The organism is Serratia sp. TSO36, from assembly GCF_057808395.1.
On record NZ_JBJZOU010000010.1, the window covers coordinates 42,758 to 65,099 of the forward strand.

Annotated in this window: 22 protein-coding genes; 14 read left to right on the forward strand and 8 right to left on the reverse strand. The window is 61.5% G+C overall.

Annotated elements, in window-relative coordinates:
* Positions 1-155: 155 nt before the first annotated feature.
* The gene (locus ACK3CV_RS07240) at positions 156-746 is read left to right on the forward strand and encodes a Yip1 family protein (protein WP_033637547.1); all 591 of its coding nucleotides are present in this window, start codon (positions 156-158) and stop codon (positions 744-746) included.
* Positions 747-803: 57 nt separating this feature from the next.
* On the opposite strand, the gene ACK3CV_RS07245 is transcribed toward ACK3CV_RS07240, so the two are convergent.
* Positions 804-1,655, reverse strand: coding sequence for a DMT family transporter (locus ACK3CV_RS07245; RefSeq protein ID WP_164141989.1), 852 nt, complete (start codon positions 1,653-1,655; stop codon positions 804-806).
* A gap of 586 nt (positions 1,656-2,241) precedes the next feature.
* On the opposite strand from ACK3CV_RS07245, the gene ACK3CV_RS07250 reads away from it, so the two are divergent.
* Genes ACK3CV_RS07250 through ACK3CV_RS07260 form a run of 3 tightly spaced genes read left to right on the forward strand, consistent with a single transcriptional unit; the run spans position 2,242 to position 4,935 of the window.
* Entirely contained in the window at positions 2,242-2,958 is a 717-nt protein-coding gene (locus ACK3CV_RS07250) for an ABC transporter ATP-binding protein (protein WP_033647057.1), read from the forward strand.
* Between the two features lie 16 nt (positions 2,959-2,974).
* Positions 2,975-3,931: an ABC transporter substrate-binding protein gene (locus tag ACK3CV_RS07255; RefSeq protein WP_164037423.1), complete on the forward strand. Its 957-nt coding sequence runs from the start codon at positions 2,975-2,977 to the stop codon at positions 3,929-3,931.
* Positions 3,928-4,935: a FecCD family ABC transporter permease gene (locus ACK3CV_RS07260; protein WP_033647054.1), complete on the forward strand. Its 1,008-nt coding sequence runs from the start codon at positions 3,928-3,930 to the stop codon at positions 4,933-4,935. Before ACK3CV_RS07255 ends, ACK3CV_RS07260 begins: the two co-directional genes overlap by 4 nt.
* Before the next feature lie 72 nt (positions 4,936-5,007).
* Here the strand turns inward: ACK3CV_RS07260 and dld are convergent, their stop codons facing one another.
* The 3 genes from dld to ACK3CV_RS07275 all read right to left on the reverse strand — a co-directional run bounded on the left by dld (position 5,008) and on the right by ACK3CV_RS07275 (position 7,834).
* On the reverse strand, positions 5,008-6,714 hold the full coding sequence (gene dld, locus ACK3CV_RS07265) for a D-lactate dehydrogenase (RefSeq protein ID WP_164141991.1): 1,707 nt from the start codon (positions 6,712-6,714) through the stop codon (positions 5,008-5,010).
* A gap of 125 nt (positions 6,715-6,839) precedes the next feature.
* Positions 6,840-7,634 (reverse strand): type I methionyl aminopeptidase, encoded by a 795-nt coding sequence (gene map / locus ACK3CV_RS07270; protein ID WP_033637550.1) that lies wholly within the window; start codon positions 7,632-7,634, stop codon positions 6,840-6,842.
* On the reverse strand, positions 7,631-7,834 hold the full coding sequence (locus ACK3CV_RS07275; RefSeq protein WP_006324220.1) for a ParD-like family protein: 204 nt from the start codon (positions 7,832-7,834) through the stop codon (positions 7,631-7,633). Before ACK3CV_RS07275 ends, map begins: the two co-directional genes overlap by 4 nt.
* 168 nt (positions 7,835-8,002) lie before the next feature.
* Here ACK3CV_RS07275 and ddlA point away from each other — a divergent pair, with 168 nt between their 5' ends.
* Positions 8,003-9,106, forward strand: coding sequence for a D-alanine--D-alanine ligase (gene ddlA / locus ACK3CV_RS07280; protein WP_033637551.1), 1,104 nt, complete (start codon positions 8,003-8,005; stop codon positions 9,104-9,106).
* Between the two features lie 34 nt (positions 9,107-9,140).
* Here ddlA and ACK3CV_RS07285 read toward each other — a convergent pair whose 3' ends face one another.
* The gene (locus ACK3CV_RS07285) at positions 9,141-9,920 is read right to left on the reverse strand and encodes an ABC transporter substrate-binding protein (RefSeq protein WP_033637552.1); all 780 of its coding nucleotides are present in this window, start codon (positions 9,918-9,920) and stop codon (positions 9,141-9,143) included.
* A 34-nt stretch (positions 9,921-9,954) separates the two neighbouring features.
* Positions 9,955-11,109 (reverse strand): pyridoxal phosphate-dependent aminotransferase, encoded by a 1,155-nt coding sequence (locus ACK3CV_RS07290; protein WP_049195871.1) that lies wholly within the window; start codon positions 11,107-11,109, stop codon positions 9,955-9,957.
* Positions 11,110-11,227: 118 nt separating this feature from the next.
* Here ACK3CV_RS07290 and ACK3CV_RS07295 point away from each other — a divergent pair, with 118 nt between their 5' ends.
* The 3 genes from ACK3CV_RS07295 to ACK3CV_RS07305 all read left to right on the forward strand — a co-directional run bounded on the left by ACK3CV_RS07295 (position 11,228) and on the right by ACK3CV_RS07305 (position 15,557).
* The gene (locus tag ACK3CV_RS07295) at positions 11,228-12,148 is read left to right on the forward strand and encodes a LysR substrate-binding domain-containing protein (protein WP_164141992.1); all 921 of its coding nucleotides are present in this window, start codon (positions 11,228-11,230) and stop codon (positions 12,146-12,148) included.
* A 112-nt stretch (positions 12,149-12,260) separates the two neighbouring features.
* On the forward strand, positions 12,261-14,558 hold the full coding sequence (gene bglX, locus ACK3CV_RS07300; RefSeq protein WP_164141994.1) for a beta-glucosidase BglX: 2,298 nt from the start codon (positions 12,261-12,263) through the stop codon (positions 14,556-14,558).
* Positions 14,559-14,633: 75 nt separating this feature from the next.
* Positions 14,634-15,557, forward strand: coding sequence for a DUF7916 family protein (locus tag ACK3CV_RS07305; protein ID WP_041033990.1), 924 nt, complete (start codon positions 14,634-14,636; stop codon positions 15,555-15,557).
* Here ACK3CV_RS07305 and ACK3CV_RS07310 read toward each other — a convergent pair.
* Positions 15,554-16,021, reverse strand: a complete 468-nt coding sequence (locus ACK3CV_RS07310) for a hypothetical protein (RefSeq protein WP_489009821.1) — start codon at positions 16,019-16,021, stop codon at positions 15,554-15,556. The two genes, ACK3CV_RS07305 and ACK3CV_RS07310, sit on opposite strands and share 4 nt — an antisense overlap.
* Positions 16,022-16,401: 380 nt before the next feature.
* Here ACK3CV_RS07310 and ACK3CV_RS07315 point away from each other — a divergent pair, with 380 nt between their 5' ends.
* The 5 genes from ACK3CV_RS07315 to ACK3CV_RS07335 all read left to right on the forward strand — a co-directional run bounded on the left by ACK3CV_RS07315 (position 16,402) and on the right by ACK3CV_RS07335 (position 20,518).
* Positions 16,402-16,794 carry a hypothetical protein gene (locus ACK3CV_RS07315; RefSeq protein ID WP_033647042.1) on the forward strand — a complete coding sequence of 131 codons (393 nt, stop codon included), beginning with the start codon at positions 16,402-16,404 and terminating at the stop codon, positions 16,792-16,794.
* Between the two features lie 186 nt (positions 16,795-16,980).
* Entirely contained in the window at positions 16,981-18,030 is a 1,050-nt protein-coding gene (locus ACK3CV_RS07320) for an ABC transporter substrate-binding protein (protein ID WP_164140664.1), read from the forward strand.
* Positions 18,027-19,028 (forward strand): FecCD family ABC transporter permease, encoded by a 1,002-nt coding sequence (locus ACK3CV_RS07325; protein WP_164140665.1) that lies wholly within the window; start codon positions 18,027-18,029, stop codon positions 19,026-19,028. Before ACK3CV_RS07320 ends, ACK3CV_RS07325 begins: the two co-directional genes overlap by 4 nt.
* Entirely contained in the window at positions 19,021-19,800 is a 780-nt protein-coding gene (locus ACK3CV_RS07330; protein WP_164140666.1) for an ABC transporter ATP-binding protein, read from the forward strand. Before ACK3CV_RS07325 ends, ACK3CV_RS07330 begins: the two co-directional genes overlap by 8 nt.
* Positions 19,793-20,518, forward strand: a complete 726-nt coding sequence (locus tag ACK3CV_RS07335) for a substrate-binding domain-containing protein (RefSeq protein ID WP_489009825.1) — start codon at positions 19,793-19,795, stop codon at positions 20,516-20,518. Before ACK3CV_RS07330 ends, ACK3CV_RS07335 begins: the two co-directional genes overlap by 8 nt.
* A gap of 28 nt (positions 20,519-20,546) precedes the next feature.
* On the opposite strand, the gene ACK3CV_RS07340 is transcribed toward ACK3CV_RS07335, so the two are convergent.
* On the reverse strand, positions 20,547-21,347 hold the full coding sequence (locus ACK3CV_RS07340) for an alpha/beta fold hydrolase (RefSeq protein ID WP_164140816.1): 801 nt from the start codon (positions 21,345-21,347) through the stop codon (positions 20,547-20,549).
* 236 nt (positions 21,348-21,583) lie between these two features.
* On the opposite strand from ACK3CV_RS07340, the gene ACK3CV_RS07345 reads away from it, so the two are divergent.
* Positions 21,584-22,339 (forward strand): CDP-diacylglycerol diphosphatase, encoded by a 756-nt coding sequence (locus ACK3CV_RS07345; RefSeq protein ID WP_204280356.1) that lies wholly within the window; start codon positions 21,584-21,586, stop codon positions 22,337-22,339.
* The last annotated feature ends 3 nt before the right edge of the window (positions 22,340-22,342 follow it).

Consider the following 22,342-nt stretch of genomic DNA (forward strand, 5'->3'; position numbering starts at 1 on the left):
GCGGCGTTGCGCTTTCCGCACGTTTTTTCGCCGAAAGACTATAATGAGTACAGGGGAGAGAGCCCCGTGGCCGCAATCCTCGCACGGGTAGCAGTCCGTCGGAGGTGTGAAATTCGTTCGCCGATCGCGGCCTACGGCGAGATAGGAGGTGTCTCATGGTCAGTCATGTTTGGGGACTTCTGGCGCATCCCAGCGCCGAGTTCGAACAGATCAAAAACGAGAATGAAAGCGTCTCGCACCTATACACCCATCACGTGTTGCTCTTGGCAGCAATCCCGGTGGTCTGCGCCTTTATCGGCACCACCCAGTTGGGCTGGCTCTCCGGCGAGGGACATGCCATCAGGCTCGACATGTTTACCGCGCTTTATACCGCCGTGGCGTTTTACCTGCTGATGCTGGCGGGCGTAGCGGCCATGGGGAAAGTCATTCACTGGATGGCGCGGCGCTATGAATCGCGCCCCAGCCTGCACCGCTGCATGGTGTTCGCCGGCTACGTGGCGACCCCGATGTTCCTCAGCGGGATTGTGGCGCTCTATCCGGTCGTCTGGCTGTGTCTGTTTGTCGGCATTATCGGCCTGTGCTATTCGGGCTATCTGCTGAATCTGGGGATCCCGCACTTCCTGAATATCGACAGTAAGGAAGGGTTCATCTTCTCCAGCTCGACCTTCGCCATCGGCATTCTGTTGCTCGAGCTGCTGCTTGGGGTGACGGTGCTGCTGTGGGGGTACGGTTCCTGGTTATTCTGAGTTAACGGCTGTTGTTGTCGCCCCCGCGCCGGTGGAACGGCGCGGGGGCTTTTGCTTTTATACGCGGCGGAAAACCAGCATCACGCCGAGCACGATGCCCGCCATGCCCAGCAGGCTCAGCGCCGCCAGCGCGTGGCCGAGCAGCAGGTAGTCCAGCAGGGCGGTGACCGCCGGGATCAGATAGAACAGGCTGGTGACCTGCACCAGGTTGCCGCGCTGGATCAGGCGATACAGCAAGAAGGTCGCCAGCACCGAGATCACCACCGCCATCCACAGCAGCGGCAGCACGAACTCTGGCCGCCACTCGACCCGCAGCGGCTCAAACGGCAGCGCCAGCGTACACATCAGCAACCCGACGGCATACTGCAGCGGCAAGACCGCCAGCGGCGGCTGCGTCATGCCCTTTTGCAGCAGGGTGCCGGCGGTCATGCAGCCCAGCGCGATAAAAGCGAACAGTATGCCGCTCAGCGAAAAGTGGGCGACCATCAGGCTTTGGTACACCACCAGCGTCAGCCCGACCATTGCCAGCGCCAGGCCGAGCGCCCGCAGCCCGGTGCAGCGCCGTTCGGTGATGAACTGGGTGAGGATCGGCTGTACGCCAAGCAACGTGGCCAGCACGCCGGGCGTAATACCCTGTTCCAGCGCCAGCAGATAGCAGATTTGATAGCTGCCGATCATCAGCACGCCAACCAGCGCGACGCGCCGGCGGGTGCCGGGGGCGGGCAGGCACTGGCGCTGCCACAGGCCGATGGCCAACAGCACCGCCAGCGCGATGGCGCAGCGGAAGAACAAAAAAGCGAAGGCGGAGGCGTGCTCCAACCCCCAACGGGAGAAGATCGCGCCGCTGCTCCAAAGCAGGACGAACAGCGTAGCCAGGCCGGCATTGGCCCAGAAAGAAGGTAATCGCATGTCAATTTCACCTGTCGTGAAAATTACAGGCTCCGGCGCGCGCGGCGGTCTACGCCTGAACGCAACAGATCAATAAGCCGGAGGTAAAAAGTCGGTTTGGCTTAGCGCACGACCACAATGCGTGGCGGGTAAGCGGCAACCGCTGAAACGACGGGTGGGGCGGAAGAAGCACACAGCAAAACGGCAGCCGGAACGGTCGCGTTTGTCGGATCTGTGCTGTGCGCCAGGTAGGTCATGTGAGTTCCTGAAAACCGGGAATGAAACTAATCGTTCAAACATAACTAAGTTCAGCGGGGCGTGCAATCGGAAATCGCAGTGGCTTAAATGATAATGAAAATCATTATCATTTATTGAGAGGTATGCTATGTTGCTTTGGCCGCGCAGTGTTGACGCAGAGGGCGCGGCTTGCCCTTGCCTCGGTTCACGCAATGCGTGCGACAAAAGACGTTGCGATTCGCTTTTGCAGAAGGCGCGTAATCGTGGTAAAAATATTGATATGTTATAATATAACAATTTACGCATAATGAATTCAGTTCACGACATCCTCCATGTTGATGGGGTTAGCCTGACCGGCCACGGCGGGGCATTGATACTCGACAACATCCATTTCGCGCTGCGTGCCGGTGAGAAGCTGGCGGTGATCGGCCCTAACGGCAGCGGCAAGTCCAGCCTGTTGCGTGCCTTGATCGGCGAAACGCGGCCGGACAGCGGCGGCATTTACTGGCGAGGGCGCGCCTTGTCCGCGTGGCCGGCGGCGGAGCGCGCCAGAAGCATCGCCTTTCTGGCGCAAAACGACTCGCCGGATTTGCGGCTGTCGGTTGAGGACTACGTTGCGTTGGGCCGTTTGCCGCATGGCGCATGTTCTGCGACGGGAAAGCGCATCGTTGACGAAGCCATCGGGGAAACCGGGCTGGCGCCGCTCAGGCGCCATCCGTTGGGGCGGCTCTCGGGCGGCCAGCGCCAGCGTGCCGCGCTGGCTCGGGCGTTGGCGCAGTCTCCGGATCTGTTGTTGCTGGATGAACCGACCAATCACCTCGATCCGCCCGGGCGCTCGGCGCTGCTGTCGTTAGTGAAAAATAAAGACATCGCCGTGATTGCGGTCTTGCACGATCTGCCCGTGGCAGAGGCGTTTGCCGATCGGATCCTGGTGCTCAACGAAAGCCGTCAGGTGGCCTGTGGTACGCCCGAGGCGGTGTTGCAGACCCCGGTGATTCTGCCGGTGTTCGGCATGAACAGTTTCAAGGTGGCGCATCCCGTCAGCGGGAAAACGCTGCGCATTTTTGACGTTCCCCATTGCGCTTGATAAACCAGAGATAAACATGAACACACGCGTATTCATCCTGCTTCTGCTGCTGGCCGCCAGGTCGGCGGCGGCTGAACATTTTCCCGTCACCGTAGAAAGCTGCGGTGTGCCGGTCACCTTCAACCAGGCGCCGCAGCGCGCCGTCATCAACGACATCAACATGGCCGAGATGGCCTTTGCACTGCATCTGCAGGATCGCATTGTCGGGCTGACCGGTATCACCGGCTGGTACAAACTGACGCCCGACTTCAAGGCGGCGATGGGCGCCATTCCCGAACTGGCGCCGAAATATCCCGCTTTGGAAACGTTGCTGGCGGCGCAGCCGGATTTCTTCTTCGCCGGCTGGAATTACGGCATGAAGATCGGCGGCGACGTCACGCCGGAGAAGCTCGCCCCGTTCGGCATCAAAACGCTGGTGCTGAGCGAGAGCTGCGTACAGGCCGGCGGGCGGCCGCAGAAGGCCGATATGAACCTGCTGTATGACGATGAGCTAAAACTCGGCAAGATTTTCGGCAAGCAGCAAGAGGCCGCCGCGCTGGTTGAGGGTTGGCAGCGCCGGTTGGCTACGCTTCCCGCCAGGCCAGCGGGCCAGGCGCCGCTCAAGGTGTTCGTCTATGACTCGGGGGAGGAGAAGCCTTTCACCAGCGGCAAATACGCTATGCCGACGGCGATCATCGAAGCGGCGGGCGGCCGCAACGTGATGGACGGTTTGCCGGCGAGCTGGACGACGGCGTCCTGGGAGGCGGTAGCGGCGGCAGAGCCCGATTTCATTATTCTGCTGGATTACCAGACCGGTTCGGGCGCTGATGCGCTGCGGCGCTTCCTCGAGTCTCACCCGTTGATGAAATTGACGCCTGCCGTACGGCACCACCGCTATCTGAAACTGCAGTATGCGGAGCTGACGCCGGGGCCGGCCAACATCGGCGCAGTGGAAAAGCTGGCGCGGGCGCTGTACGCGCCGGAGGCTGAATGAACTCGCCGACCCGGCGGTTTATGCTGCTCGCGCCGTTGGCGCTGTCGGTATTGTGCGGGTTAATGATCTGGAGCCTGCAGCTGGGCAGCGTCGCGCTGTCATGGCGGCAGGCGTTTGCGGCGTTAGGGCTCGGTTCGGCGCCGCTTTCCGGCATGCTGGACACCATCGTCGTGCAGCTGCGGGTGCCCAGGGCTTTGTTGGCGGCGTTAACCGGCGCCGGACTGGCGATGACCGGCGCGCTGCTGCAGACCACCACCCGCAATGAGCTGGCCGATCCTTTTTTGTTTGGGCTCTCCTCCGGCGCCTCCGCCGGCGCGGTGCTGGTCATCACGCGCTTCGGCGATGCGCTGGGCGTACTGACGTTGCCGCTGTCCGCTTTCGTCGGCGGCGTTTTGTCCGCATTGGCGGTGATGATCCTGTTTCGCGTCAGCCGGGTCAGGCGCGCCGAGCAGCTGATCGTCTGCGGCCTGGCGGTCTCATTTTTGTTTAGCGCGCTCACCAGCTACCTGGTTTTTTCCGGCGATCAGCGGGCGGCCGGTTCGGTGTTGTTCTGGTCGCTCGGTGGGCTGGGGCTGGCGCGTTGGGATAATCTGTTCATTCCGCTGGTGAGTTTCGTGCTGCTGGCCGGGTTTACGGCGCTGCGTTGGCGGGCGCTGGACGCGCTGCTGGCGGGCGAGCAAACCGCCCATTCGATGGGGGTCAACGTGGCGCGGCTGCGCACCGAGACCTTTCTGTGCTGCGCACTGTCCACGGCGTTTCTCGTTTCGCTGACGGGCGTGATCGGCTTTGTCGGGCTGATGGTGCCTTATCTGGCCCGGCGCCTGGTGGGCGTGCGCCACCGATTGTCCGTGCCGATGTGCGGCATGCTGGGGGCGATGCTGCTGACCGGCGGTGACATGCTCAGCCGCAGCCTGATCCCCAATCAGGAACTGCCCATCGGCATCATTACGGCGGGGCTGGGGGGCGCGTTCATTGTGTCCTTGCTGCTGCGCGCGGAGCGGTGAACGCCGCCCGCGAAGATAAAGTCGTCTATCAAAAGCCCGCGCCGGGTGCGGCGGCGGGCCAATCGGGCGGTCTTAGCGGGGGCCTTCGGCCCAGCCTTTGCGTTTGCTGGTTTTGCCGATGCCGGGGTTGAAGCTGTTGGTCGGATCGGCGGTGCGGTAGAACGCCTGCAGATCTGCCTTGGCGTGATACAGGTGGCCGACGTTATGCTCCGCCGGGTACTCGGCGCCGCGCCGGTTGAGGATCTCGAGCATCTTTTCTTTCAGCGCGTGGCTGTCGACGCCTTTTTTCACTACGTAGTCCTGATGGAAGACGTGGCACATAAAGTGGCCGTAATACAGCTTATGCACCAGCTGGCTGTCGATTTCCGGCGGCAGCGTTTCAAACCAGTCGGTGTCGTTGCGGCGCAGGGCGATATCCAGCGCCAGAATATCCTCCACCTTGTCGGCGTGCACCGCATGGTAGCGCACGGCGGCGCCGGCGGCGGCGAAGCGGTGCAGGAAGGCCTTTTTGCCTTCGTCAGGCGTGCAGGCGAAGAAAGCGCCTTCGGCCTGGGCGAAGTACTCGGTCAGGTAGCGCTGCGCTTCGTCTACGCCGGGGCCGGCCATCTTCAGCAGCAGGTGATGTTCGAAACGTTCGCGGTAGTCCTTCATGCGCTTCGGCAGGTGGCTCGGCGCCAGATGGCTCAGGCCCTGCATCAGCCGATCGGTCAGGTTGTGCGGCAGCAGCGGCAGCTTATTGAGACTGGCGTCCATACGGCCTTTCAGGGTGAAGAAGCGCGGCATCTGATCGGTGCCGAGCTTGTCGATCATCATGAAGGTGTCTTTGCCGTAGACCTCGGCGATGTCGAAGATATCGCGGTGCATGTACTCACCGGCCACCGGCAGGTTGTCGAACTGGCTCAGCATATGGCGGCGCAGTTCGGTCAGCACCGCGGTGTCGTTGGTGCCGATATAGAACACCTGCTCTTGGCCTTCTTTCTCAAAGGTGTCGAGCCGCACCGCGAACACCGCCAGTTTGCCGGCGCAGCCGGAGGCCTCGTACAGGCGGCGTTTGTCGGCGTTGAAGCGGGAAGGGGTGTCGGCATCGACGTCGCGCACCCGGCTGGCGTACTCGTTATCCGAGGCGCGCAGCTCGCCGTATTCGACGTCCTCTGGACGGTAATCGCCTTTTTCCAGCCGGGTGAGGATCTCTTCCGGCGTGTCGCCGAGGCGGATGCCCAGATGGTTCACCAGGCGTAGCTGGCCGTCTTCCCCTAGCTGGGCGTACAGCGCCATTTCGGTATAGGCCGGGCCGCGTTTCACCAGCGAGCCGCCGGAGTTGTTGCACACGCCGCCGATCACCGAGGCGCCGATACAGGAGGAACCGATCACCGAATGTGGTTCGCGGCCGTAGGGTTTGAGCAATTTCTCGAGGTGGTGCAGGGTGCTGCCGGGAAAGCCGACCACCTGCTTGCCGTTGTCCAGCACCTGAATATGGTCGAGGCGCAGGGTGCTGACGATGACGATATCGCGATCATAGTCGTTGCCGCTGGGGGTTGAGCCCTCGGTCAGGCCGGTGTTGGCGGCCTGCATGATGACGATTTTATCGGCGGCCACGCAGGCCTGCAGAATGCGCCACAGCTGCAGCAGGCGGGTGGGAAACACCACCGCCAGCGCCTGGCCTTCGCCGGAGCGGAACCCCTTGCGATACCGCTCGGTGTTGCGATCGCCGGTCAACAACTGCGGGCCGCCGACGATGTCCTTAAGCTGATTGATAAACGCCTGATTGCCTGACTGCATGCTGCCTGTCTCCCTGTCATCCCCGTCGCTTTAACCGCGGCGCCGGAGTGCCGCATATAAGCTAAGAGGTTATCAATTAAATAACTTATTAAGCTATCAGCTTGCCGAGCTAATGGCTTGTGGGTTTAGTAGCGCTCGGCGTAGCCGGCCCGACGCTCTTCGTCGCGCAGCGTCAGGATTTCCACGCCGTCGGCGGTGACCGCTACGGTGTGTTCCCACTGCGCCGACAGTTTTTTGTCGCGCGTCACCACCGTCCAGCCGTCTTTCTTCTGCTTGATGCGGCGGTCGCCCTGATTGATCATCGGCTCGATGGTGAACACCATGCCTTCCTGCAGCGCCATGCCGCTGCCGGGTTGGCCGTAGTGCAGCACCGCCGGCTCTTCGTGCATGTCGCGGCCGATGCCGTGGCCGCAATACTCCCGCACGATGCTGTAGCCGGCCTGCTCGGCGTGCCGCTGGACGGCATGGCCGATATCGCCCAGGGTGGCGCCCGGTTTCACCGCGCGAATGCCCTGCCACATCGATTCATAGACGTTGTTCACCAGCCGTTTGGCCAGCGGCGTCACCTGGCCGATGCAGTACATCTTGCTGGAGTCGGCGATGTAGCCGCCGTTTTCCAGCGTGATGTCAACGTTGACGATCATGCCGGAACGCAGGATTTTGCTGGCCGACGGCACCCCGTGGCACACCACGTCGTCGATTGAGGTGTTGAGCACATAGGGGAAATCATACTGCCCTTTGCTGGCCGGGCGCGACTTCAGCTCCTCGACGATAAACGCCTCGGCGCGGTCGTTGATCTCCATGGTGGAGATGCCTTCGACGATGACCTCATCGAGCATAGCAAACACTTTCGCCAGCAGGGCGCCGGAATGGCGCATTTTGGCAATCTCTTCCGGCGTTTTAATCACAATCTGTTTCACCCGACAATCTCCTTCAGCGTCAGCGCGTTATCTTTCATCATTTTTTTTACCAGCTGCGGGTAGGTCAGTTCCGGATGGAACTCCGCCAGCATGCCGATCTTGATCCAGTACTCGGCCTGCGCATTGATCGAACGCGTCATGGTCAGGCTGGCGAGGCGCAGATCGTCATGCAGCGCGTCTGAAATTTTTACGATGCCCATCGGCGTCTCCCTAAGTGAACGATATACGAAGTGTATACGTTTAGGATGGTCGTGATGTGGCAATCTGTGGCGTAAGAAGATTCTGGCAACAACGATTGCCGCCGCCAGGCAATGCGTTTATTGTGATGAACGACTTTTTTGCCATGATTTTTCAGAAGGATTTAAGGCGTGACTAAACTACGTGTTGGGGTGATTTTTGGCGGTAAATCGGCGGAGCATGAGGTGTCGCTGCAGTCGGCCAAAAACATTGTGGATGCAATCGACAAAGAGAAGTTTGACGTCACGCTGCTGGGGATCGACAAACAGGGGCAGTGGCACATCAACGACGCCTCCAACTACCTGCTCAACGCCGAGAACCCGGCGCTGATCGCGCTGAACCGCTCGAACAAGAACGTGGCGCTGATCCCGGGCCAGGAAAAACAGCAGCTGATCGAAGCGGGCAGCGCCGGCGCGTTGGGCCAACTCGACGTCATCTTCCCGATCGTGCACGGCACGCTGGGGGAGGACGGCTCGCTGCAGGGGCTGCTGCGCATGGCCAATATGCCGTTCGTCGGCGCCGGCGTGCTCGGCTCGGCGGTCAGCATGGACAAAGACGTGACCAAGCGCCTGCTGCGCGACGCCGGGCTGGCGGTGGCGCCGTTCGTCACCCTGACACGCGCCAACCGCGCCGGATTCACGTTTGAGCAACTGAGCGAGCGCCTCGGCCTGCCGCTGTTCGTCAAGCCGGCCAACCAGGGCTCGTCGGTCGGGGTCAGCAAGGTGGAAAACCGCGCCGAGTTCGACGCGGCGGTATCGCTGGCCTTCAGCTTCGATCACAAGGTGCTGGTGGAGTCGGCGATCGTCGGCCGCGAGATCGAGTGCGCGGTGTTGGGCAACGACGATCCGCAGGCCAGCGTGTGCGGCGAGATCGTGCTGAGCGACGCCTTCTATTCTTACGACACCAAATACATCAATGAGCAGGGCGCTCAGGTGGTGGTGCCGGCGGCGATCGCGCCGGAAGTGAGTGACCACATCCGCGAGGTGGCGCTGAAGGCGTTCCGCGCGCTGGAGTGCTTCGGGCTGGCGCGGGTGGATGTGTTCCTGACGCCGGACAACCAGGTGGTGATCAACGAAATCAACACGCTGCCGGGCTTCACCAACATCAGCATGTATCCCAAGCTGTGGGCCGCCAGCGGCGTCAGCTATCAGGCGCTGATCACGCGCCTGATCGAATTGGCGCTGGAGCGCCACCAGCAGGATCGCGCGCTGAACAGTTCGGTATTCGATCGCTAAACGCGGCAGGGGGCGGCGGTGCCGCCCCCGTCTATCACTTTACCGTCACGTCGATGTCGCCGAAATACTTCTTCGACAGCGCCGCCACCGTGCCTTGCTGTTTCACTTTGGCGATGGCGGCATCCAGTTTTTTCTTCAGCGCCTCATCCCCTTTACGCAGGCCGAAGGCGATACCTTCACCGAGGATTTTGTCGTCGCGCACCGCCTCGCCGACGAAGGCGAAGCCCTTGCCGTCCGGCTGCGACAGGAAGCCGCTTTGCCCCGACGGCGCCATCACCAGCGTGGCGTCAAGCCGACCGGCCGCCAGATCGAGATAAACCTGATTCTGATCCTGATAAGACACCACGTCCACGCCCGCCGGCGCCCAATGGGTTTTGGCGTAAATCTCCTGAATCGAGCCTTGCAGCACGCCCACGTGTTTGCCCGCCAGCGCTTTGGCGTCCGGCAGCAGGCCGCTGTCGGCCTTGGCGATCAGGCGGTTCGGCACCTGATAGATGGCGTCGGTAAAGGCGATCGCCTGGCGCCGCTGTTCGGTCACGTTCATCGCCGAGTTGATGGCGTCGAACTTGCGCGCCTGCAGCGCCGGGATCAGGCTGTCGAACGAGGTTTCCACCCAGCTGCATTGCAACTGCGCGGCGGCGCACACCGCGTCGCCCAGTTCGATGTCGAACCCTTCCAGTTTGCCGCTGGCGGATTTGGATTCGAACGGCGGATACAGCGCTTCCAGGCCGAAGCGCAGGCTGTTTTCCGCCGCCAGCGAAGCGCCGGCGGCCAGCAGGCATCCGGCGGCGAACAGCGTTTTCAATGCTTTCATAGGCAGTGCCCCTTTCCCATGGTTGGACAAAAAATCACACCTGGCTCAGGCGGCGCGCGCCTTCCAGCAGGGTCTCGTTATCTTTGGAAAAACTCAGCCGGATAATGCCGGTATCGGTGCCGTCGCTGTAGAACGCCGACAGCGGGATCGTCGCCACCTTCGCTTCGCGGATCAAGCGCACGGCGAAATCATTGTCGCTTTCGTGACTGAAGCCACTAAAGCGGGCCAGCATGAAGAAGCTGCCGCGGCTGGGCAGCAGCTCAAAGCGCGAATCCTGCAGGGCGCTGGCCAGCAGATCGCGCTTTTGTTGATAAAACGCCGCCAGCCCCAGGTAGCTCTGCGGGTTGGCGAGCGCGGCGGCGAAGGCGTGCTGCATCGGCGTATCGGCGGAGAACACCATAAACTGGTGCACCTTGCGGATCTCGTCCATCAGCGCCGCCGGCGCCAGGCAGTAGCCGACGCGCCAGCCGGTGACGTGGTAGGTTTTACCGAACGACGACACGATCACGCTGCGTTCCGCCAGCTGCGGGTAGCGCGCCATGCTGTGGTGAATATCGCCGTCGAACACCACGTGCTCGTAGACCTCGTCGGACAGGATCACGATGTCGGTGTCGCGGGTCAGGGCGGTCAGACGTTCGATGTCGTGCTCGTCAAACACCGCGCCGGTCGGGTTGTGCGGCGTGTTGACGATGATCATGCGCGTTTTGCCGTTGATGGCGGCGGCCACTTCGTCCCAGTCGACGCGAAAATCCTGCAACGACAGCTTGATCGCCACCGGCGTGGCGCCCTGCAGGCGCACGATCGGCGCATAGCTGTCGAACGCCGGTTCGAAATAGATCACCTCGTCGCCGGGATGCACCAGCGCGCTGATCGCCGAGTACAGCCCTTCGCTGGCGCTGGCGATCACCGTGATTTCTTCGTCGGCGTCATAGCGTGCGCCATACAATCGTTCAGCTTTTTCCGCCAGAGCAGCACGTAACGCCGCCACGCCGCTCATCGGCGCGTATTGGTTATGACCTGCGCGCATGGCTTGTGCCGTTGCCTCGATCAGCTGCGGGTCGCCGGCGAAGTTGGGCGCGCCCTGCGACAGATTGAGGGCCTGATGTTCGGCGCTGAGTTGGCCAATGACGGTGAAAATGGTGGTGCCGACGTCCGGCAGCTTCGAGCGGGATGAGCAGGCGCTCTGCATGATGGGCTCCAGGCAAACAGGGAAGTGTTGAGCGATTAAGCATCAGGCGGCGTAGGCGGACAAGGGAAAGTTTGTCATACTTGCCATGCACTACGATTATACCTAATCGAGGCCCGCTATGCCGATATCCCTGCCGTCGCTCGACGTGTTGAAAACCTTCGTGGTGGTGGCGCAACGCCTCAACTTTACCCATGCCGCCCGGCAGCTGCACCTGACGCAGGGGGCGGTCAGCCGGCAAATTCTCGGGCTGGAACAGCGCCTGGGCTATCCGCTGTTCAGCCGCCAGGCGCGCGGTCTGGCGCTGACGCCGCAGGGCGCGCAGCTGCTGGCGCCGGTGCAGCAGGCGCTGGGGCAGTTGGACGAGGCGCTGACGCGGGCCGCCGCCCCGCCGGGGGCGCTGCGCATCAAATGCCCGACCTGCGCGATGCGCTGGGTGCTGCCGCGCATCATTCGCCTGCAGAATGAACGGCCGGATATGCATATTGAGCTGACCGCTTCGGTGTCGCACGGCCTGGATTTCAGCACCGAGCAGTTTGACGCCGCGGTGATATTCGGCCGGCCGCCGGGCAAAAAGCTGAGCGCGCACCTGCTGTTCGACGAAATCCTCACGCCGGTCTGCACGCCGACGTTTCTGCCGCCAACGCCCCGGCTGGCGGACTTGACGGACAAAACCCTGCTGCACCCGACGCGCGATCGGCGCGACTGGCTGCGCTGGCTGAAGGCGGCGGGGGCCGATGCGCTGCCGTCCGGCAAGGCTCAGCATTTCGATACCCTCGATCTGGCGATGAGCGCCGCGCTGCAGGGGTTCGGCATCGCCATCGGCGATCTGTGCCTGCTGGAGGAGGATATCCAGGCGCAGCGTATCGTCACGCCGTTCCCGCTCTGCGTCAGCAGCGGCGCGGCCTATTATTTGGTCTATCCTGAACGCGGGGCGCCATCGCCGGTGCTGGCGCAGTTTATCGATTTCCTGACGGCGGAGGCCGCCGACAGCCGCGCCCGGCTGCAGAATTACCTGCCGATAACCTGTAATGCTTTGTAAACATTAACGATGCGAATTACCTTGGCGATGAAACAGAGTGTGGCAAACTGTTTCTTCACTCCGATTAAACTCCGCGGCGTTGGCGGCGGAAACACGCCTGAGATAAAACAAGATGAAATGGCTTTGTGTGGTGAGTATGTTGTCCGGTCTGGCCCTCAGCCCGGCTTTTGCGCAGGAAACGCCGATAACGCAGGGCATGCACGCCCAGCAGCGCGACGCCTTCGTGTCCCATTTGATGAAGCAGATGACGCTGGAAGAGAAGATCGGCCAGCTGCGGCTGATCAGCGTCGGGCCGGATAACCCGAAAGAAGCGATCCGCGAGGGCATCCGCAAAGGGCAGATCGGCGCCATCTTCAATACCGTTACCCGGCCGGATATCCGGGTGATGCAGGATCAGGCGATGCAGCTCAGCCGCCTGAAAATCCCGTTGTTCTTCGCCTATGACGTGGTGCACGGTCAGCGCACCGTGTTCCCGATCAGCCTGGGGCTGGCGGCCAGCTTCGATCTGGAAGCCATCGCGCTCAGCGCCCGGGTGGCGGCGCAGGAGGCCAGCGATGACGGCCTGAACATGACCTTTGCGCCGATGGTCGATATCACCCGCGATCCGCGCTGGGGCCGGGTCTCTGAAGGCTTCGGCGAAGACACCTGGCTGGTGTCGAAAATCGCCAAGGTGATGGTCGACGGTTTCCAGAACGGCGACCCGGCCAAACCCGGTTCGGTGATGGCCAGCGTCAAGCACTTTGCGCTGTACGGCGCCGTCGAAGGCGGCCGCGATTACAACACCGTCGACATGAGCCCGCTGCGCATGCATCAGGACTATCTGCCGCCTTATAAAGCGGCGGTGGATGCCGGCAGCGGCGGGGTGATGGTGTCGCTCAACGCGATCAACGGCGTGCCGGCCACCGCCAACCCGTGGCTGCTGAAAGATCTGCTGCGCGACCAGTGGGGCTTTAAAGGCATCACCATCAGCGACCACGGCGCAATTAAAGAACTGATTAAACACGGTGTGGCCGCCGACGCACGCGACGCGGTGCGCCTGGCAATCACCTCCGGCGTCGACATGAGCATGAGCGACGAGTTCTACGACAAATACCTGCCGGGCCTGGTGAAAGACGGGCTGGTGGCTGAAAGCGATATCGACCGCGCCTGCCGCGACGTGCTGAACACCAAGTACGACATGGGGCTGTTCACCGATCCGTATGTGCATCTGGGCCCGGCGGGTGCCGATCCGCAGGACACCAACGCCGAAAGCCGCCTGCACCGCGCCGAAGCGCGGGTGGTGGCGCGCAAGACGATGGTGCTGCTGAAGAACGATAAGCAGACGCTGCCGCTGAGCAAACAGGCGACCATCGCGCTGGTCGGGCCGATGGCCGACAGCCAGCGCGACGTGATGGGCAGCTGGTCAGCCGCCGGGGTGGTCAAGCAGTCGGTCACCCTGCGCGAAGGGCTGGAGCGGGCGGTGGGCGACAAGGCGCGCATTCTTTACGCCAAGGGCGCCAACGTCACGCAGGATAAAGGCATTATCGACTACCTGAACGAGTATGAGCCGGCGGTGGCGTTTGACACCCGTTCGCCGCAGCAGATGATCGACGAAGCGGTGCAGGCGGCGCACAAGGCCGACGTGGTGGTGGCGGTGGTGGGGGAATCGCAGGGCATGGCGCATGAGGCCTCCAGCCGCGCCGACATCACGATCCCGCAGAGCCAGCGCGATCTGATCGCCGCGCTGAAAGCCACCGGCAAGCCGTTGGTGCTGGTGCTGATGAACGGCCGGCCGCTGGCACTGAGCTGGGAGAGCGAGCAGGCGGACGCGATGCTGGAAACCTGGTACAGCGGCACCGAGGGCGGCAACGCGGTGGCGGACGTGCTGTTCGGCGACTACAACCCGTCGGGCAAGCTGCCGATGACCTTCCCGCGCTCGGTCGGCCAGATCCCGATGTACTACAACCACCTGAACACCGGCCGCCCGTTCGGCAAGGAGAATCCGGGCAAGTACACCTCGCGCTACTTCGATTCGCCGAACGGCCCGCTGTATCCGTTCGGTTACGGCTTGAGCTACACCACCTTCAGCCTGTCGGATCTGAAACTGTCCAGCCCGACGATGGCGCACAACGGCAAGCTAACCGCCAGCGTCACGCTGAAAAATACCGGCAAGTACGACGGCGCCACGGTGGTGCAGCTGTATCTGCAGGACGTGACCGCCTCGGTCAGCCGGCCGGTGAAAGAGCTGCGCAACTTCAAGAAAGTGACGCTGAAGGCCGGCCAGTCGCAGCAGGTTGAGCTGCCGATTAGCGAAGACGATCTGAAGTTCTACAACGCCAGCCTGAAATGGGGGGCGGAGCCGGGCAAATTCAACGTGTTCGTCGGCCTGGACTCCGACAACGTGCAGGCGCAAAGCTTTACGCTGAAGTAACCCTGTCCCTCTCGTTCGCCGCGCTGAGCGAGGGGGCATCTATTCATTCCCGCTAACGTCATCGGAGCTTGCCTCATGAAACGCTATCTGGACTGCAGCGCCAGCGATCTGGCCGATATCGGCAAAGCCGATCTGCTCTACGCCATCCGCGCCAGCGAAGGGCGCATCTTGGTCAGCGAAACCATCGCGGTCACTCAGCCGCTGCTCAATAACGTCACCAACGCCGAGCTGGCGGCCAGCCAGGGCGCCGACCTGCTGCTGCTGAACCTGTTCGACGTCGACCAGCCGCATATTGCGGGCCTGCCCGCCGACGTGCCGCCGCAGGAGGCGCTGCGCACGCTGCAGCGCCTGACCGGGCGGGTGATCGGGGTGAACCTGGAGGCCGTCGATCCGGCCTTCGCCACCGAACATAACGATTTCTGGCAGATGACGGCGGGGCGTGCCGCCACCGCCGAGAATGCGCGCAAGCTGTATCAACTCGGTGCGCGCATGCTGGTGCTGACCGGCAACCCGAACAACGGCGTCAGCAATCAGGCGATCGCCGCCGCGCTGAAAGCGATCCGTGATGAGGTGGGCGACGAGATGGTGCTGGTGACCGGCAAGATGCACGGGGCAGGTATCGTGCGCGAAAGCGGCAGCCAGCTGATCGGCGAGCAGGACATCGCGCTGTTCGTGGAGAACGGCGCGGACATCGTGCTGTTGCCGGCGCCCGGCACCATTCCCGGCATGTCGCAGGAGAAAGTGGCGGCGCTGATCGCTTATGCGCAGCGGCAGGGCGCGCTGGCAATGACGGCGATCGGCACCTCGCAAGAGGGGGCCGACGTGCAGACCGTGCGGCAGATTGCGCTGATGAGCAAAATGGCCGGGGCGGACCTGCACCATATCGGCGATACCGGCTATCTGGGGCTGGCGCTGCCGGAAAACATCTTCGCTTACAGCGTGGCGATTCGCGGCGTGCGCCACACCTACAGCCGCATGGCGCGCTCGGTGAACCGCTAAGCCCGGGGTTTTTGCGCCGTCACGATGCTGAAATAGCCGAGCGACGGCAGCACTTGAGCAGGCCCGACGTCGCGCAGCTGGTCGCCGATTTCCCTGCCGGAGTATTGGCGGCCCTGCGTCCATCCCATCATCATCAGGCCGTATCCCGCGGCGGCCAAAGGCTGCTGACCAAGTTCCAGAAATAACCGAAATAATGCGGTTTTTTTAACAAAAAGGGTTCCGCTTCCGGCGTAAGATGAAATGTTTCGCCGTCTCTGGCGATCAATTTCAATGCCAATAGCGCCATGATCAACGTTTCCGCCGGGCGTCTTTCCACATTGGCCAGAGCGCATATATCGGTCAGGTTGCGGGGGGGGGGGGGGGGGCAGAGCAATAAACTCAAAGATGCCCAGGCGATGCTCGATAAGTACCGCCGGAGAGAGATATAAATTCATCGTGATATCGAGAAGGGTTTTTCGTCGCATTGCGGCGGCCGGACGGAATGGTTCATGTGAATCCCCTCCCACTAAGGCATGACGCGTCTTAACAGGCTATGCCACGCCGGTGGTTTTGGCAAAGAGGGGCGCACCATTGACCGCAGGCCAACGCTTATTTTGTAAATAATTCCTGGGTGAGATTATTTTTACTATGAATTGAGTGCGGCCAATACCGAACGTGAAAAAATGACAGCGGGCGGAGATTATTACCCCAGCATGCGTTTTTATTTTATTGAGGCTTAACTTAATCACCGCTATTAATACATTAGGGTTGTGTTAATCTAGGCCGCCGTTATACCGTACCGATATTCACACTCTATTTGTGAATGATTAAAAATTAAATAATTCATTATTAAAACGAGTTAACAATGAAAAAAAACATTCTGACCGGCATGATTGCCGCGACTCTGGGCCTGTTCAACACCGCTAACGCTGAAGGGATGGATCCTGCCGCATTGAAAAACGTCTATGACATCACGCGCAATACCGCCGGGTTGATGTCTTACTGCGTCGATAAAGGCTTCCTGAAAGCCGACAGCATCGACAACGCCAAGAAAATGGTGGCCTACGTGGCGGCTATTCCCGGCGGCGTCGACACCCGCGACGGCGACAAGCGCGAAGCGATGGGCCGAGAAGGCAATGTGCTGAACGACGACGGCAAAGTGGTCGCGTTGGAAAAAGAAGCGCCGCAGGGGCTGCAGGCATGGTGCCAGCAGGCTGACGAAGGGATCCGCCAGGGGCTGACGTCTATCGGTCAATAAGTCTTCTTCACGCGCCCTTACAGGGCCGATGGGATCCGTCGCCACACCGGCGGATCCGCTTCCAGGATCGCATTCACGCCTCGTTTTACCGCCCGAGTACCCGCATCCGGTTTGATCCCGCGGATTGTTTCGCCATGCACATCGCTATATTATTTGCTATACAACGATAACCAATCGGTCACTGCCATGTTTAACTTTCTCCCGCGCCTGCTGTTGGCGCTTGTTTTGTTTTCCACCGCCGCCCAGGCGGATCGCCAGGTCACCGATCAGCTCAATCGCCAGGTCACGCTGCCCGATCGCATCACCCGCGCGGTGGTGCTGCAACACCAGACGTTGAACCTGTTGGTGCAGCTTGATGCGATGCCTCAGGTGGTCGGTGTGCTCAGCAGTTGGAAAAAGCAGCTGGGGCCAAACTACCTGCGGCTGGTACCGACGTTGGCAACCCTGCCGATGCCGGGCGATCTGACTTCGGTGAGTATCGAGAGCCTGCTCGGCCTGCATCCGCAGGTGGTGTTCGTGGCCAACTATGCGCCGCCGGAGATGATTGCGCAGATCGAAAGGGTGGGCATTCCGGTGGTGGCTATCTCGCTGCGCCGCGAGGCGGCCGATCAGGCGGGTAAAATGAATCCGCAGCTGAGCGATGAGGATCGGGCCTATACGCTGGGGCTGCAGGACGGCATTCGCCTGATCGGCGAAGTGATGTCGCGTCAGCCTCAGGCCGAAGCGTTGATTAAGGACGTCATTCAGCAGCGCGTGTTGGTCGCTGAACGGCTGCGCGATCTGCCGGAAAATCAGCGGGTGCGGGTGTATATGGCCAACCCCGATCTCACCACCTACGGCGCCGGCAAGTATACCGGGTTGATGATGCGGCACGCCGGTGCGCTCAACGTGGCGGCGAAGGACATTCAGGGGTTTAAACAGGTTTCTATCGAGGATGTCCTGAAGTGGGATCCGGCAGTGATTTTCGTGCAGGAGCGCTACCCGGAGGTGGTGAAACAGATCCTGACGTCACCGCAGTGGCAGCCGATCGACGCGGTGAAGAATAAGCGGGTCTACCTGATGCCGGAATACGCCAAGGCCTGGGGGTATCCAATGCCGGAGGCGATGGCGTTGGGTGAGTTGTGGATGGCGAAAAAACTTTACCCGCAGCGTTTTGCCGATATTAATCTGCAGCAGCGGGTCGACGCTTACTATCAACGTTATTACCGCGCCACCTGCTGCCAGAGCGGGCAATGAGGCTGGGCTGGCTGGCGTTGTTGACGCTGTGCTGCGCGCTGTTTTCGCTCGGCGTTGGCCGCTTTCAGGTGCCGATGACGCACAGCCTGATGATTTTGCTGGAGCCGTTCACCGGGCAGCATTATGCCGGCATCGATGCCATCCAACGCCAGGTGATCCTGGGCGTGCGCGTGCCGCGAGTGCTGTTGGCGATGGGCGCCGGCGCGGCGCTGGCCCTGTGCGGCGCGGCTTTGCAAGGCGTCTTTCGCAACCCGCTGGTCGACCCGCATATCGTCGGCGTGTCGTCCGGCGCGGCCTTTGGCGGCACGCTGGCTATCCTGCTCAGCCTGCCGTTGGCGGCGCTGCTGCTGTCGGCTTTTGTTTTCGGCATGGCGGCGCTGCTGCTGATTTTCACTCTCACCAGCGCCATTGCGCGGCGCAATATTCTCTCTTTGGTACTGGCGGGGGTGATCCTCAGCGGCTTCTTCTCAGCCTGCGTCAGCCTGATGCAATATCTGGCGGATACCGAAGAGAAACTGCCGAGCATCGTGTTTTGGCTGCTCGGCAGCTTTGCCACCGCCGATCGGCAAAAGCTGCTGATGCTGTTTGTGCCTTTGCTGTTGGCCGGCGGCTTGCTGTTGGCGCTGCGCTGGCGCATCAATCTGCTGTCGTTGGGCGATGAGGATGCCGGTGCATTGGGCATCAACGTTGAGCGCACCCGCTGGCTGATTTTGACGCTGTGCGCCGCCATCCTGGCCGCCCAGGTGGCGGTCAGCGGCAGCATCGGTTGGGTCGGCTTGGTGATCCCGCACGTGGCGAGGCGGCTGGTGGGGCCGGATCACCGGCGCCTGCTGCCGGCTTCGCTTTGCCTGGGGGCCCTGTACATGCTGGTGATCGACGATTTGGCGCGCACGCTGAGCAGCAGCGAAATCCCGCTGGGCATTCTGACCGCGCTGATTGGCGCGCCGCTGTTCGCGCTGCTGCTGCGCCGCGCGCAAGTGAGAGGCTGGCATGACTGACACCTTATTGGCCGCCAGGGGCGTGAGTTTCGCCTGGCCGGGCGGGGCTCCGCTGTTCCAACATCTTGACATTCAGCTGCGGCGCGGCGAAGTGCTGGCGATATTGGGCCCGAATGGGCGTGGCAAGAGCACGCTGCTGCAGCTGTTGTTAGGCAGCCTGACGCCGCAATCCGGCGAGATTGAGCGCCGCGGTGAGATGGGCTTTGTCCCGCAACACTTTGCGCCGCCGTTCGCCTATCGGGTGCTGGATATCGTATTGATGGGGCGGGCGCGCCATGTCGGCCTGTTTCGTTCACCGTCAGCCGAGGATCATCGGCTGGCGAGAGAAGCGTTGCAGTCGTTGGATTTGCAGCACCTGGCAGAGCGCGAGTTTGGCAGCCTATCCGGCGGTCAACGTCAATTAGTGATGATCGCCCGCGCGTTGGCGATGCGCTGCGAGGTGTTGATCCTGGATGAACCGACTTCGGCGCTGGATCTGCATTATCAGGATCGGGTGTTGAGCCTGATGGCAAGCCTGGCGCGGGAGCAGCAGTTGGCGGTGGTGTTCTCTACGCATCAACCCAATCATGCTCACGCGGTGGCCGATCGGGCTTTGCTGTTGGGCAAGGAAGGGCGCAGTCGGCTCGGTGCCTGCCGCGAGGTGTTAACGGCGCAATCCCTGTCACCCCTGTTCGAGCTGGCGATCGAACGGGTGCCGCTGACGGTGGCGGGCCGCCGTTACGCGACGCTGGTGCCGCTGTATCGCAGCCAATTGGAGCGACATGATGAATGATATCCTGCTGTTTGCCGCCGGCAGCCTGCGGCTGGCGTTTGCGCCGCTGCTGTCGGCATTTCACCGGCGCGCCGGGCAAAAAGTCACGGCGGAATTCGGCCCGGCGGGGTTGTTGCGCCAGCGGATAGAGAATGGCGAGCGGCCACAGCTGTTCGCCTCGGCCAACCTGGCGCACCCGCATAGGTTGGCGGATCTTGGGATAGCGGGGGCGGTGCAGATTTTTGCGCGCAATCGGCTCTGTGTGACGGTACGCAACGTGCCGGCATTAACCGAACGTCCGCTGCCGCAGGTGCTGTTCGATCCGCACTGGCGCCTTGTCACCTCGACACCGGGGGCAGATCCTTCCGGCGATTATGCGCAGCGGCTTTTCGAACGCTGTGAGCAATACTGGCCGGGGCAAGGGGAAGCGTTGCGCCGCCGGGCGCTGCCGTTGGTTGGCGGCAGGGATTCCGCCCCGGTGCCGACGGGCCGATTGGCGGCGGAATATCTGATAGGCGGCGGGCAGGCGGATCTTTTTCTCGGCTACGCCAGCTATGCTCCGGCTTTAGCCGCCTACCCGACATTGGCGGTGCGGCCGTTGGCGCCGCCGCTGGACATTGAGGCGGATTACGGTTTATGCCTGTTGGATGACGGCGCACAGCGGTTGGCCGCATTTATCTTGAGCGAACAAGGGCAGGAAATCCTGAGCCGACACGGGTTTATGCGGCGCGCGGAATGACTCGCCGGGCCTGGCGGCCCGGAGAATGTTACCAGAACAGCGGGGTGGTGTTTTCAGCCAGAAACGCCAGCAGGGTTTCGTTGACCGCCGTCGGGTTTTCCTTGTTGCTGATATGCCCGGCGTTGGGGATCAGCACGTGACGACAGCCGAGAAGATCGGCCATGCGCTGGCCTTCCGCCGGCGGGCGCGGTTTATCCTGCGCGCCGGTGATGACGATGCTGGCAGCGGTGATGTTTTCCAGCAGCGCCAGCTTGTCGGGGCGACCGAAGATCATCCGGCCCAGCGGGACGATGCTCTCTCGCAGGCGATCGGCGGGCAGGCTCTGGAGCTGACACAACAGCGATTGCAATAAGGCGTCGGGGACGTCATCGGAATAAAACAGCGACGCGACATGTTCCAGCAGCGGCGAAGTGATGGCGCCGGCTTGCTCCACGGCGGCCAGCATGCCCATATAACGCTGCCGCGCCTCCGGCGTTTCGTCGCCCAGGTAGCTATCCATCAGCGCCAGCACCTTGACCCGTTCCGGCGCCAGCGCCGCCAGTTCGGCGCCCCACATGCCGCCGACGGACAGGCCGACGATGCCGAACTCTTCAATATCCAAATGATCCATTAGCGCCAAATGATCGGCGGCGATATCCGACAGGCTGTTTCGCCCGGCCGGCAGCGCCGGTGAGTCGCCGTGGCCCCAGAGATCCGGCACGATCAGGCGGTAGCGTTTCGCCAGCGCTTCGAACTGCGGTGCCCACATGTTCAGATCGAACAGATAGCTGTGGCCCAGCAGCAACGGAAAGCCTGAGCCCACGTCGAGATAATGCAGGGATTTGCCCATCGTTGGCATCTTATCGGTTCCTTATATAAAGAGAGTTCGGCTGCTTATATCACACTCATATTCAACCGGCGGTATTAATTTACCTTAAATTACTTAGGTAAACCCTTATTTTTAATTTCTCTTGATAACAAGACGTCAATGAAAGGTAACGCTAAGGATAATATTCTGGTGACGATAAGCGCCTTGGTTTATGCTGGCGCTCCTTTCAAAATGGAATAGCTAAACAGGGAGTCACGATGAAAAGACTTTTCAGACTATTAATTATTTTGCTTGTCATTTTGCTGCTGGCGGCGGTGCTGTGGTGGTTCTTCGGGCGCGGCAATCCGAATGCGCTGTGGCAAATCGTCAGCCAACAGTGCGTGCCCAATCAGCAGCAGAACAACGATCCGGCACCCTGCTTAAAGGTTGATTTAACCGAGGGTTATGTGCTGTTTAAGGACAGCAAAGGCCCCTATCACGATCTGGTGATGCCAACCGAAAAGGTCAGCGGCATCGAGAGCCCGGCATTGCAGACGGATCACGCGCCGCCTTATTTCGCCCAGGCCTGGAATAACCGCGAACATATATCCGGCGAGCTGGGCAAACCGTTAAAAGATGCGTGGCTTTCGCTGGCGGTCAATTCGAAATATGGTCGCTCTCAGAATCAGCTGCATATTCACGTTGCCTGCCTGCGTCAGGATGTCTATAACGCACTGGGGCAACAGGCGGAGCAATTAGATCAGCAGTGGCGCCCGCTGGCGGTGAAATTAGTCGGCCACCAATATCTGGCCAGAAAATTGGCGGGCACCGATTTAACCCAGGAAGATCCTTTCCGTTTGCTGCACAACTATGTGGTCGAGCAGGGCGACAGCATCGGCAATTATGGCCTGGCGCTGGCGGTCAGCCCGCAGGGTGAGATGCTGCTGTTGGCTAACCGTTTGAAGTTGACCGATCTGAACCTGGGCTCGGCCGGCGAAATTCAGGACTACCAATGCGCGGTGGCGGGGAACTGAAGG

Excerpts from the sequence above, each read along its gene's own strand:
- ACK3CV_RS07240 (WP_033637547.1), top strand. The coding sequence starts at position 156 with ATGGTCAGTCATGTTTGGGGACTTCTGGCGCATCCCAGCGCCGAGTTC.
- ACK3CV_RS07245 (WP_164141989.1), bottom strand. The coding sequence starts at position 1,655 with ATGCGATTACCTTCTTTCTGGGCCAATGCCGGCCTGGCTACGCTGTTC.
- ACK3CV_RS07255 (WP_164037423.1), top strand. The coding sequence starts at position 2,975 with ATGAACACACGCGTATTCATCCTGCTTCTGCTGCTGGCCGCCAGGTCG.
- ACK3CV_RS07260 (WP_033647054.1), top strand. The coding sequence starts at position 3,928 with ATGAACTCGCCGACCCGGCGGTTTATGCTGCTCGCGCCGTTGGCGCTG.
- dld (WP_164141991.1), bottom strand. The coding sequence starts at position 6,714 with ATGCAGTCAGGCAATCAGGCGTTTATCAATCAGCTTAAGGACATCGTC.
- ACK3CV_RS07275 (WP_006324220.1), bottom strand. The coding sequence starts at position 7,834 with ATGGGCATCGTAAAAATTTCAGACGCGCTGCATGACGATCTGCGCCTC.
- ACK3CV_RS07285 (WP_033637552.1), bottom strand. The coding sequence starts at position 9,920 with ATGAAAGCATTGAAAACGCTGTTCGCCGCCGGATGCCTGCTGGCCGCC.
- ACK3CV_RS07290 (WP_049195871.1), bottom strand. The coding sequence starts at position 11,109 with ATGCAGAGCGCCTGCTCATCCCGCTCGAAGCTGCCGGACGTCGGCACC.
- ACK3CV_RS07295 (WP_164141992.1), top strand. The coding sequence starts at position 11,228 with ATGCCGATATCCCTGCCGTCGCTCGACGTGTTGAAAACCTTCGTGGTG.
- bglX (WP_164141994.1), top strand. The coding sequence starts at position 12,261 with ATGAAATGGCTTTGTGTGGTGAGTATGTTGTCCGGTCTGGCCCTCAGC.
- ACK3CV_RS07305 (WP_041033990.1), top strand. The coding sequence starts at position 14,634 with ATGAAACGCTATCTGGACTGCAGCGCCAGCGATCTGGCCGATATCGGC.
- ACK3CV_RS07310 (WP_489009821.1), bottom strand. The coding sequence starts at position 16,021 with ATGCGACGAAAAACCCTTCTCGATATCACGATGAATTTATATCTCTCT.
- ACK3CV_RS07315 (WP_033647042.1), top strand. The coding sequence starts at position 16,402 with ATGAAAAAAAACATTCTGACCGGCATGATTGCCGCGACTCTGGGCCTG.
- ACK3CV_RS07320 (WP_164140664.1), top strand. The coding sequence starts at position 16,981 with ATGTTTAACTTTCTCCCGCGCCTGCTGTTGGCGCTTGTTTTGTTTTCC.
- ACK3CV_RS07325 (WP_164140665.1), top strand. The coding sequence starts at position 18,027 with ATGAGGCTGGGCTGGCTGGCGTTGTTGACGCTGTGCTGCGCGCTGTTT.
- ACK3CV_RS07330 (WP_164140666.1), top strand. The coding sequence starts at position 19,021 with ATGACTGACACCTTATTGGCCGCCAGGGGCGTGAGTTTCGCCTGGCCG.
- ACK3CV_RS07335 (WP_489009825.1), top strand. The coding sequence starts at position 19,793 with ATGAATGATATCCTGCTGTTTGCCGCCGGCAGCCTGCGGCTGGCGTTT.
- ACK3CV_RS07340 (WP_164140816.1), bottom strand. The coding sequence starts at position 21,347 with ATGGGCAAATCCCTGCATTATCTCGACGTGGGCTCAGGCTTTCCGTTG.
- ACK3CV_RS07345 (WP_204280356.1), top strand. The coding sequence starts at position 21,584 with ATGAAAAGACTTTTCAGACTATTAATTATTTTGCTTGTCATTTTGCTG.